This is a genomic window from Dyadobacter sp. CY323 (genome assembly GCF_021390245.1).
In the GTDB taxonomy this organism is placed as follows: Bacteria; Bacteroidota; Bacteroidia; order Cytophagales; family Spirosomataceae; genus Dyadobacter.
This window is the reverse complement of the sequence record NZ_JAJUXH010000004.1, coordinates 323,209-335,387: the sequence shown is the minus strand read 5'-3', so window position 1 is coordinate 335,387 and position 12,179 is coordinate 323,209. Positions and strand designations below refer to the sequence as shown.

Annotated in this window: 8 protein-coding genes; 3 read left to right on the top strand and 5 right to left on the bottom strand. The window is 46.3% G+C overall.

Features of this window, described 5'->3' with window-relative positions; translation table 11 throughout:
• Positions 1–8 precede the first annotated feature (8 nt).
• Genes LZG72_RS10470 through LZG72_RS10460 form a run of 3 tightly spaced genes read left to right on the top strand, consistent with a single transcriptional unit; the run spans position 9 to position 5,572 of the window.
• Entirely contained in the window at positions 9–2,003 is a 1,995-nt protein-coding gene (locus LZG72_RS10470; protein WP_233871225.1) for a putative porin, read from the top strand.
• A 19-nt stretch (positions 2,004–2,022) separates the two neighbouring features.
• On the top strand, positions 2,023–2,622 hold the full coding sequence (locus tag LZG72_RS10465) for a tRNA-(ms[2]io[6]A)-hydroxylase (RefSeq protein WP_233871222.1): 600 nt from the start codon (positions 2,023–2,025) through the stop codon (positions 2,620–2,622).
• Positions 2,623–2,665: 43 nt separating this feature from the next.
• The gene (locus LZG72_RS10460) at positions 2,666–5,572 is read left to right on the top strand and encodes a PD-(D/E)XK nuclease family protein (RefSeq protein ID WP_233871219.1); all 2,907 of its coding nucleotides are present in this window, start codon (positions 2,666–2,668) and stop codon (positions 5,570–5,572) included.
• Between the two features lie 8 nt (positions 5,573–5,580).
• On the opposite strand, the gene LZG72_RS10455 is transcribed toward LZG72_RS10460, so the two are convergent.
• From LZG72_RS10455 to LZG72_RS10435, 5 genes are all read right to left on the bottom strand, one after another.
• The gene (locus tag LZG72_RS10455) at positions 5,581–6,057 is read right to left on the bottom strand and encodes a hypothetical protein (RefSeq protein ID WP_233871216.1); all 477 of its coding nucleotides are present in this window, start codon (positions 6,055–6,057) and stop codon (positions 5,581–5,583) included.
• Positions 6,058–6,199: 142 nt separating this feature from the next.
• A complete protein-coding gene (locus LZG72_RS10450) occupies positions 6,200–7,153 on the bottom strand; it encodes a threonine/serine dehydratase (RefSeq protein WP_233871213.1) in 954 nt (317 codons plus the stop codon).
• Between the two features lie 271 nt (positions 7,154–7,424).
• On the bottom strand, positions 7,425–8,312 hold the full coding sequence (locus LZG72_RS10445; protein ID WP_233871210.1) for an OmpA family protein: 888 nt from the start codon (positions 8,310–8,312) through the stop codon (positions 7,425–7,427).
• A 209-nt stretch (positions 8,313–8,521) separates the two neighbouring features.
• Entirely contained in the window at positions 8,522–9,262 is a 741-nt protein-coding gene (locus tag LZG72_RS10440) for a GLPGLI family protein (protein ID WP_233871207.1), read from the bottom strand.
• A gap of 22 nt (positions 9,263–9,284) precedes the next feature.
• Positions 9,285–12,125 (bottom strand): TonB-dependent receptor domain-containing protein, encoded by a 2,841-nt coding sequence (locus LZG72_RS10435; RefSeq protein ID WP_233871204.1) that lies wholly within the window; start codon positions 12,123–12,125, stop codon positions 9,285–9,287.
• Positions 12,126–12,179 lie beyond the last annotated feature (54 nt).

Genomic DNA, 12,179 nt, shown 5'->3' with positions numbered 1-12,179 from the left:
TTTCCTCTATGAGAATTTTTTATACCACACTGTGGGTTATATGCGCGTTCATTCTGACAACACAAACGGCTTTTGCCCAGGTACGGATGCCTGCGGGGGTTCGAATGCCGGGCGCTGGCGGCGGAAGCGGCGGATCGCAGGGTGCTGGCAGTGGCGGACAAGGCGGTGCGGTACTCGATGACAGTACAAAATCCATTTATGGTCCGACAACTACAAAGCATTTTTACGAAAATGATATCCTGAACAACCGCGACTCGCTGCGATATTTGGTCGATACCAGTCTTACCAATTTTCACCGGTGGACACCCATGGACCGCTCCTGGGGAAAGCTGGTCGACCTCGGAAATACGGTCACGGCTACCCGGAACCTCCTTTTTCAGCCTCGCCAGGATATTGGTGTCCAGCTTGGAATGCGGGCGTACGATGAGTATGCCATCAAACAGGAAGAAGTGAAGTACATGGACACCCGCTCGCAACACACTGAGCTGGACTTCGTCTCTGGCGCTCGGAAAACGTCACTAGGAAGGTTTGCCTATACACAAAACGTGCATTCCCGCTTCAATTTTGGTCTGCGTGCCCAACGGCTTACATCAAACAAACAATACGGTTTTGTAAATAACCTGAATTCGGGTGCTTTCCTGGGCCAAAACTGGACGCTGCTGGGGCATACCAGCTTTTTTTCCAAAAACAAAAAATACCTGATCCTGGCGCATTACCGGCACATGAATATGAAAGTGCGCGAGCAAGGCGGGGTGATTCCTAATGTCGGAACGGACGGGATCGTCGAACAATATTCCTACGATGGTGCTGCGAAAATCAGCGATGATGCCAATTCCTGGGAACGTCGGCACGTTTTTCACATTTATCAGCAATATCGGCTGGCAAATGGTTTTCAGGTTTTTCAGCAAGCCGATTACACCAGTGTTTTGAACCGGTACACCGATCTCGACATTACCCGTGGCCTCGAACGGGGCGCCTACCCTACTGCTCGTTTCGACTCATTGGAAACGCGCCAGAATCTGTATTACAAGCTTTTTGACAATAAAATCGGGATTAAAGGTTTTTATTCTGGATTTAATTACCGGGCCTACATCCGGCAGCGTTTTTATGGGATGCGTGGCACCAGCCAGGCGGGGAATGAAACCGGAAACCCGTCGACATCCTACCGTACCGGGCTAAAATTTGACAATATCATCGGCGCGTGGCTCGGCTATTACCTCAAAGACTCGGTTAATTTTGTAACTGCCGAGGCTGATTTGAACCTCGCGGCAAACGTCGAATACCGATTGAAAGGCGAGATTAATACCAAATGGGGCAAAGCAGGTTTTCAAAGTATTCAAACTGCCCCGGATTTACTGGTCCAGCGCTACCTCAGCAATCATTTTGTGTGGCGGACCAATTTTGATCCGACCAAAGTCCAGACCATTTACGCGTCATTACCGCTAAAAACCAAGAAGATCGAGTTCGCACCCGAAATCCAGATCCACCAGGTAAACGACTATATCTACTACGATACCGCGGCCGTTCCCAGACAGCTTAATGCAGGATTTCGTTTGCTGAGGCTCGGGTTTAATTCCGGCATCCATCTCAATCGCTGGAATTTCACTACCATGGGTTACCTTACTTTGAATGACAATAAAGATGTGATTCGGGTGCCGACTGCATTTGCGAGCGGCGAAGTAACCTTCGATTTTGTGTATGCCAAAGTGTTGTTCATTCAGCTTGGAATGGCGGCACGTTACCGGTCGGGTTATCTGGCGGATGCATATATGCCTGTAACACAGCAATTTCATTTGCAGGATCAGCAGCGGCTCGGTCAGAATGTAGTCGTGGATGTATTTGCAAACGTCCGCATCAAACGGGTAAGGCTATTTTTTAAAATGGGTTATCTGAACCAGGGCGGACAATTCGGGCTTTTCCCGAAAGGATACTACGTCACACCGGAATACCTTGGGCTGGCACGTGCCTTTTCCTTTGGGATCAACTGGCCGATGTTTGACTAAAACATTAATCCCATTACTCATGGCTACGTCGCTAACTACGCTCGGACTTGAATTGCCCACCGACCCACGCTGGACGGACATCGCGGCTATGCAAATCGGCGACATTCTCATAGATCATGCCTACTGTGAGCAAAAAGCGGCTTCCAGCTGCATTTCACTGATCGTCCATTATCCGGAAAAAGCCCAGATGGTGGAAACGCTCACGCCGATCGTTGCGGAAGAATGGGGTCATTTTCAACGGGTTTTGAAAGAATTAAAAAAACGCAATATCCCGCTGGGCAGGCAGAGGAAAGACGAATATGTAGGCCAGCTGATGCAGCTCGTCCGAAACAAAGGCGATTATGAACACGCATTTCTCGACCGTTTATTGATTTGTGGATTAATCGAAGCCCGGAGCTGCGAACGTTTTAAATTGCTTTCCGAATCACTCGAAGACGAATCGCTGCAAAAATTTTATCGCGAACTGATGATTTCCGAGGCCGGGCACTACAGGACTTTCATCGAACTTGCCGAGACTTATCTGCCTGACGACCAGGTTAGAAACCGGTGGAAAGAATTGCTGCATGCCGAGGCCGGAATCATAAAATCGCTAACCCCGAGAGGCGACCGCATTCATTAACCTGCATTAAACTAGCTTCCTTTTTAAAGTATCAATCAAAACTATGCAATCGTTCCTGAACCTTGTTGCCAGGCATATTTTAAGCAGTCATGCGTCGCTGGAACGAGTTCAGATCATCGTTCCTACGCGCCGGTCCGCCTTTTTTTTAATGCAGGAACTGGCCAAAGAGGCTAGTTCTGCGATGATCAGCCCGGCCGTGATGGCGGTAGACGATTTTGTGGAAAGTCTGTGCACACTCGAGATCGAAGATCCCGTGCATTTGCTTTTCGACCTTTATGAAACGTTTCAGGAAATTGATCCCGACGTGCAGTTCGACAGGTTCATGGGCTGGGCCTCTGTCCTGCTGAATGATCTTGACAGAATCGACCAGTACCTTGTCAAAACGGACTATTTATTTGATTACCTGTCTGAGGCACATGCCATTACCCGCTGGCAGGAATCCATGCCACAAGGAAAAACGCTTCAAAGTGGCGGAGGTTCCAGACAGTATTTTTCTTTATTTGATAATATAAAAAGAGTATATAACACGTTCAGAACCAAGCTTCAAGAGAAAGGAAAAGCGTATCGCGGGATGGCTTACCGTGAGCTGGCGGAAGATGTCACCAACATTCTTGCGAAACGCAGCGATTATGAGATGACTTATTTTGCCGGGTTTAATGCATTCACCGAGTCGGAGCGGGTGATTGTGACGACATTGATCAAAGCTCAAAAAGCGGAGGTTTTGTGGGATAGCGACCGGTATTACATGTCCGAAAATACGGCCGTGGAAGCGGGAATCAGTCTTCGGAACTATGAGAAAAGCAAACAGTTTGGTAGCTGGAACTGGACGACCGATCACCTGCTGACTTCGGCAAAAGACATTACCATTTACGGTGTACCTAATGCAACCTTGCAAACCAAGGTGGCCGGGCAGCTTTACCAGCAGATGAAAAATGCCGAGGAGCCCGATAAGCCGGTGCTCACGGCGATTGTACTGGCCGACGAAAATTTGCTGATGCCCATGCTCTATTCGCTGGATGAAGAAGTGCGCGACCTGAATGTAACCATGGGGCTTTCCATGCGAAACTCATTGTTATACACGCTTGTCGACGGGATATTTGAGCTGCAGCAGAATGTGGTGGAATTTAAAAGTAAGACCGGAAAAACGATCCGCATTCCGAAGTTCAGCCACAAATCCATCGACAAGATCCTGAACCACCCGTTTATCCGGCATTATGAGTACGTCGTTCTTACCCCGATGGATAATGGGAGAACCATAATTCAGGAAACTTTATATCAGATTACAGATAGAAACAGTGTTTTCCTGAGCCAGGAAGAACTGATTGAAATGGGTCAAAACCATCCATTGTTTCAGATCCTTTTTACACACTGGCAGAAAAACAATTCGCGGCAGGTTATCCAGACGTTTTACAGGCTGATCGAGCTTTTGCGCGAGGTTTATAAAGATTACAAAAATGCATTGGAGACGGAATATCTCTACCTTTTTTACACACTGTTAAAACAGTTTGAACAGACTATCGACGAAAAAGAAGAGCTGATCACATTGAGAACGCTCCGCTCGTTCATGTTTGAGCTGATCAGGCAAACGCGCATTCCATTCAGCGGCGAGCCGGTGAGTAATCTGCAGGTGATGGGAATGCTCGAAACGCGGGCACTGGATTTCGAGCGGATTATTATTTTATCGCTCAACGAAGGCATGTTACCGCAGGCGAAAAGACAAAATTCGCTCATTCCGTTTGACGCGGCACAAGCCGTGGGTTTGCCTACGCACCAGCATCAGGAGGCAGTGATGTCATACCATTTCTATCGTCTTTTGCAGCGGGCGAACGAAGTACATATCCTTTACACAAGTACCAACGACGCGCCGGGCGGAGGGGAGAAAAGCAGGTTTATCCGGCAGATTGAATACGAACTGGCCCGCTACAATCCGCAGATCAATATCCAGAACAGGACCGTCGTTTTCGAAAGCCTGCGTCAGGAGGTGTTCGATGAAGCGATCTATAAAGATGACGCGATGATCGGCGTGATCCGCAATTATCTGGCTAATAAAGGCATTTACCCTACCCACCTCAACGAATTCATCCGCTGCTCGATGCAGTTTTACCTCAAACACATTGTGGGGGTAAAAGAAAAAGAAGAAGTGGAGGAAGAGCTTGGAATGGACAAGATCGGCACCTGGCTTCACGCATCACTTGAAAGACTGGACAATACCTTTTTTCTGAGGGACATTGATCCGTCGGAAGAACAGATCAAAACGGTTCTGCGCGAGGAATTCGACCGGCTTTTCCGTGGTTATGTGACGGATCTGGGGTTGAACCGGATTTACTATCAGGTTGGCGAACAGCAGATCCTTGTCTTTTTAAAGCACCAAATGAGCCTGCGACCGAGGCGCAAAGTGCTGGCAGCCGAACAGCCATTAAATACCAATATTAATCTGGTGCTTCAGGGATCACACACGCCCGTAAAACTCGGTGGCAAAATCGACCGCATTGAGCAAAGTGAGGACGGGACCTTGTTTGTAATGGATTACAAAACGGGAAGCGTGGAGCTGGCCGGCAAACAGAAACTTTCCGATCCTGTGCTGCGTGAAGAAGTGATCCGTACCGACCCCGACCGCAAAATGGGTTATGTACGGCAGCTTTGGATGTACGAATACCTGATGTACCGTAAAATGCTGGATGAGAATGGGTTGCGCATTCAGAATAGGACATTCAATTTCGGGGAGTATGCCGTGAAATCCGGGTTCTATTCATTTCGCGATCCCAAGAACCTCATTGCCAATCCCCTGGAACTGACGGAAGAGCTCGCACCTGCCGACTTTATCAAAAAATCCGAGGTAATATTGACGGATATCCTGAATGTACTGCTCGATCAGGATGTCCCATTCCGTAAAACGGACGACCTGAATACATGTAAATTCTGTGATTTCGTCGGCATTTGCGGAAGGTAATGGAAAGTCTATTTTTTCTTGAATTCCAGATATTCTTCGGCTGAAGTTGTTTTACCTGTTTCCGTGAGCTTGATTGTAATGTTGATCTGCGGCACACCAGCGGCATTTACTACTCTTGTTCCGATGCCTTCTACTTTTTGCTGCAAAGGTTTACCATTACTTTGCTTCACATCCACCGTTTCACTGATCTCAAAAACATCCTGACTTGTTGTTTTAACATTGGCCAGGTTGTATTCCTGGATGAGTTCCAGGGTCGTGCCGGCCGCGGCTACTTCTGTATTTTTAATGTAAACAATGGCAAGCTTGTTTTTATCCGCTGCAGTTACTTCCCATGATTGCTTGAATACTGTATTGGGCACCACCGTTGTTGTCTCATACTTTCCAACAAATTCCGGTGCAAAATCTTTTTCCGGCTCAACGTTTTCATCTTTATCCTTGCATGAACCCATCAATACAACCAGACAACAAAAGATCAGTTTTTTCATACTTAAAATTAAAGAGTAAGTGTTAGGCAATGAAAATTAAGAACGTTTAAATTTTTACTATAACGGCAATTTGGCTTAATGCGCGTATTTATACAATGAAAATTCGTTTTTTGAACGATTCTACTTGCATGACCTGCGGTTTTCAGAAAGGCAGCTTGCCCAGGTCCACATTTCCTCCGGAGATGATAATACCAATTTTCTGACCTGTAAAGTGCGCTTTGTATTTTAAAACGGCCGCAACAGAAACTGCACCGGAAGGCTCCACTACCAGCTTCATTCTTTCCCACAAATAACGCATTGCGGTAACGATCTCCTCGTCTGAAACGGTCAGAATATCAGTCACATGATCCTTAATGATCGGAAATGTTTTGTCGCCAAGGTAAGTCAGCAAACCATCCGCGATCGTGTTAATATACGGAGCCTTTTCAATTTTGCCACTTTTGAACGACAGCACTGCGTCGGCTGCACCCTCGGGCTCACCTGCATATACTTTGGTCCCCGGCGAAAAATAACGAGCCGACAATGCGGTTCCGCTGATGAGCCCGCCGCCGCCAACCGGGGCAACGATTAAGTCTAGCATTTCGCTAACGTCACCGATCAACTCTTTGGCAGCAGTGGCCTGGCCGGTGATTACTTCATAATTGTTGAATGGGTGAATAAATGTCGCACCGGTTTCCTTAATAATGACATCAACGGTTCGCTGACGTTCCTCGGGGGTGTTTTTACAAAAAGTCACCTCGGCTCCATATCTTTTCACTGCATTGATCTTTACGGACGGCGAATTGTCGGGCATTACGATGAATGCTTTCGCTCCTATTTTTGCAGCTGCAAATGCAATAGCCTGCGCGTGATTGCCGGATGAATGCGTTGTAATACCATTTTTCAGCTGTTCCTCCGAGAGCGACAGTATCGCATTTAAGCCGCCACGAGCCTTAAATGCCCCAATTTTTTGCAGGTTTTCGCATTTGAAAAACAACTCCGCATGGCAGAGATCATTCAGGAACTGAGAGGTCATCACTGGTGTGTGATGGATAAAAGGCTTAATCCGCTCATGCGCCATTTCGATCGTTTCGCGGGTCGGTACAGTTTCGGACATATCGTTTAACCTAATGGGAATATCTATTTTAATTTACATATAAGGCATGGCTACCACTGCTGCAAAGGTAGTATCAAACCTCGGTTTGGAGGCTCTGCAGGAGCCAGAAAAGAACATTCGGATCTGCCACAGAGTGGCATCCTGTTTCTAGCTAACCACCCCCGAAAACGCATTTGGGCTCCATTGGAGCTTCCTCTCTCCATTTCAGAACGCAAAAAAAGGCAGTTCCCGAAATCTGGAAACTGCCTTTAATCAATGCAATCCTAAAACCTTATTTACCTGCGTTAGGTGTATAAAGGTTAAAGAACTGATCCAATTTTGGAGTAATGATGATTTCTGTACGACGGTTCAAGCTGCGGTTAGGCGCTGAATCGTTAGCCACTTTAGGTAGATATTCTCCACGGCCACCGGCGATCATACGAACTGGCTCAACACCATATTTCTTTTGAAGTGTACGTGCAACTGAAGTCGCGCGCAAAACGCTCAGATCCCAGTTATCAGAAACTTTGTCAGTCGCGATAGGTACATTATCCGTGTGACCTTCGATCAGGATTTCGATCTCTTTGTAGTCGTTCAAGATCTTCGCTACTTTGCTCAACACCGTTTCAGCTTGTGTATTGATCACAGAACTTCCGGATTTGAAAAGCATTTTGTCTGACAAAGACACATATACCACGCCTTTTTTCACTTCGATCTGTACATCTTCATCGCTAACATCAGCCAACGAACGTTTCAGGTTGAGTACCAATGCCATGTTCAAAGAATCTTTCTTCTGGATGCTTGTGTTAAGATCACGGATCTGAGTTCCTTGTGCATCCATCATCGCAAGCGATTTCTTAATGCTTTCTGAACCTTCTTTACTGATTACAGAAAGGTCAGACATTCTGTCAAGCAGGTTATTGTTATTTTTCTTTAAGAACTCGATTTGGTCTTCCAGCTCTTTCAGTTTAGAATTTTTGCTGGTCAGCTCGTCATTCTTTGCCTTCAAATCATTGTTCAGGCTAGCAGTTCTGCTATCGCAATCGTTCAGGTCAGCTCTCGCTTTGTCCAACTGGATCTGGATTTCGTTGGCCTGCTTCTGAGCAGTCAACAACTTCTTTTTGCTTGCGCAAGATCCCAATACAAAAAGCATTGCAACCGCTAAAAGGGTATTTTTCATAATTACCAAGGGTTATTAAAAATAGATAAACACTGTTAAGTTAATAAAGGAACAAGTACGCTGATAGTAAAAATATCTTGCCAAAGACTTAAAACCGGCTGAGAGTAAACGCCCCTGACCGCTTTTAAGTCGCAAAGGTACAAAAAATGAGAGATTGTCCGAGACAATCCCCCATTTTTCAAACTCTGAAATGAAAATCTAATGCTATTCTAATATCTGATGCTCCAGTACGGATTTCTTCGGGATTTAATGCTGTCACTGATGAACTTACGCATCATCTGATCGTATTCAGCGGTTGTCAGTTTTTTGCCTTTCATTTTCTTCGGAAGTTCAAGACCTTCCACCGCAGCTACCTTTTCAACCTTTGAGGCGGTCATGACCAATTCTCCGTTGTTGATATCCACTTCCAAAATCAGTCCGGGAAGACCGAAGTATCGCTCGGGGCCAGCGCTGTACGGAAGATCATTTGCAAACCATGCCGTAATCTTTTGACCTTTCACGGTATCTTCGGAAACCGCCATCATACACAGGTACCCGCCGATATCCTTGATCTTGTTCATCACTTTCCAGGAAGGCACCACCAGCGAATCTTCAATCACATACATTTTCCCTGCAAACTCCTCCACTTCGGTTTTGGTACCTTTGACAAAATCCCTGAAAACCATATACTCGCTTTTGCGGCCCCGGTAACCTCCGTCCGCCTCCTGCTCCATATCTACGAACTTGCTCTGGTCTGCGGTCACGAGAAGCTTTCCTTTGCTTTTATCCCCCTCGTCGTTCGCCCCCCAGGAAGTCTGAATCCTGCTTTTTTCCTCCACAGAAAGATAGTTGAGCTTGTCAAAGATCTTGATCCAATAGAATGTCTTGTCGTAAGTGACCACAAGTCCTTCTTTCTGCGCCAATCCGGGAAGTGCTATTAGTGCGAAAGCGATCGCCAATATTTTTTTCATATTTTATTTAAGCTGATTTAAATTAATATCCGAATCCTTTGCGACGAACCGAATGCGCCACGCCTCTCATATTATAGGTAAAGCTCAGCATAAAATACCTTGCGAGTGTCCGTACCTGCTCCTGTGACACGAAATTCTGATAGGCTGACTGCGAAATGCCACGGTTTTTGTTGAACAAGTCGAAAGCCGACAGCCTGATCTCTCCTTTTTTGCTTTTCAGCATGGTTTTGTAAACGGATAAATTCAGGATCGGCATTTTCTGATCGAAACCGTAGCGGTCGTTTACATAACTGTTATATGAAAAGCGGCTGTTAAAATAAATATCCTTTGGCAGCCTCACATTCATTTCCGCGCCGTAATTCGTATTGATGATCTTCTGGTTCTGGCCCGACATAATGGAGTATTTCGTATCTGTGATATTCCAGTTCGCGTTGGTATAAATCGTGAATTTGTCGCTCGGCGTGTAATCCAGCCTGAAACCCATGTTGTAACCGTTATTCGTTGTCCTGTTCAGCTCGTTGTTGATGTTCGTCAGATTAGTCCCCCGGTTATAGGAAGCATTTACATTGAAATTGCTTTTGGTCTTAACAATCGGGAATCCGTAGTTTCCGTAAAGGTTGAAACTCTTGCCACCGCTGATGTTGGTCGCCATTGTGGTAGTTACAAGATTTTCATCGACAATCTGGCTGTAAATCACCTGGTCTTTGTAGTAGTTATAGTAGGCGCCAAAGAACATCTGAGTGAAGTTCCCAGGATTGAAATGGTTATAACCGAGGTTAATGGAATGATTGGTCGTCGGTGACAAATTAGGATTCCCGACCCGGATATACAATGGGTTACTGTTATCCACAATGGGTTGAAGATCACGGATATTAGGCTCTGAAACACCCACCTGGTAACCACCATATAGATACCTGTTTTGTTTCAGGTCAAAATTCAGGGAAATATTGGGGGTAAAATTGAAAAACTTCCTGTCAATGCGGTTTGTAAACGGCTGACCCTGATCTATCGCAAACTTTCCGTCCAGCTGAATTTGCTGTACCGCTAGCCCGGTAGCAATGTTCAGTCCATTATGCGAATACCGTACGCCTGTCCCCACCCGGTTATACGTCGATTTGTTTGTATAATACCGGCTTAGATTAACATTCCGGGTCTGTCCCCCCTCACCGACGTCAAACACGTCCCGGTCTACGTCATCGCTTTTCAAACTAAAATTATAAAACGATTCCATTACGAACTTCTTCGCAAAAGGCTCCATAAACAGCAGGCTTCCTTTCACCTGGTTCCGCAAGCTACGGGTATCGTTGGTTTGATTGATACGCAAAACGCTATCAGCAACAGTTTGTGAAGTCCGGAAAAACTGGTTGGTCGAGCGCTGGATCACTTTACCGGTTGAGTTGTTGACATTGTAGGCGACGCTTACCGCGAAATTCCTTCCTTTTTTCTTGAACTTATGTCTGAAAATCGCAGTGTTCCCCAATGCAAATGAATTGAAATCAGAAATATTTCGCTGATCACTCATGTTCGAAAGCTGCGTCGTATCCTGATCGCCCCTGAAATATTCCTGGTGACTGAAATAATTAGACGTACCGTTTCCGATCCGCATATTGGAAAGAACGATGAGCGTGTTCAGCGAATCCAGGTTTTTTTCGAAACGCAGACTTCCCCGGTGATTTTCGTTGAAGTTCCGTCTTCCATTCGTATCGAGTTTGGTGAATGCCGAGTTCGTCAAAAAGTTCGTCTGACGCGACGTAGCATCGAGATCCTGGGAAGTCTGATTATAATAGTAGCTCGTATTGAACTTCGTCTTTTTCGTATCAAAATTATAGTTTGCCCCGCCAGCCCAGTTCTTGTTAAAACCCCGGTTCTGCGCCCCGCGGCCCGCCTGAATCGTCAGACTTTCCTCCTCGTCACCTCCAAACGAGATGTAGCGCATTCCGCCGCCAAAACCGAAATCGCCGTCATCACCCCAGTTGAATGACTGACTGCCTTTGAAATCCTGATAATCGTCCCATGACATGCCACCCTGGTTGGTATTGTTCCCGAGACCGATGATTGAAAACTGGTTTTTGTCATTGAACCGGTTGTAATTAACCTTACCCTCCAGACGTTTTTCTGTCCCGATCCCCGCAGTTGCTTTTCCAAACCCGCCTTTTTTATGACTATCCTTCAATTCAAGGTTGAGCGTTTTTTCATGCTTGCCATCGTCTACGCCGGTAATGCGCGATTGCTCAGTTTTTTCATTGAATACCTGCACTTTGGAGATCGCCTCGGCAGGCAAATTCTTGGTAGCAGCTTTGGTATCGTCACCAAAAAATCGCTTACCGTCTACCGTTACACGTTTTACAGTTTCCCCCTGCGCCTTTATCGTCCCATCCTGATCCACCTGCAAGCCCGGAAGTCGCCTGATCAGATCTTCGACGGATGCGCCCGGCGGGACTTTGAACGCTTTCGGATCGTATTCGATCGTGTCGCCTTTGATACTGAGCGGCGCGCGAAATGTCTTGATCACCACCTCATATAAATTCTGGTCCATTGCCGCCATACTGATCTTTCCGAGGTCGATAGTTTCCGCATCCTTTGGGTTAATCTCCTTCTGATAAGGCAGATACCCCACGTAGGTAACCTTGATGAGATACGACGCGCGTTTCAGGTTTTTAAATTCAAATGTGCCATCCTTGCTTGTTCTGGCAAAGTTTACCAGGGTAGAATCCTTGGGTGTAAGCAGCATCACCGTCGACTCCGGGAGTGGTGCCCCGGCGGTATCCACCGTAGACCCTTTGAGATTAAATCTCGCTGCTGTCTGGGCCTTGACAAACAACACATTGAGACATAAAAAGAGCAGAAGTAAGGTTTTTTTCAAGGCTAATGGATGGTTTAGATGAGAAGTTTTTGTAACTATTAACTTACTTTTTGC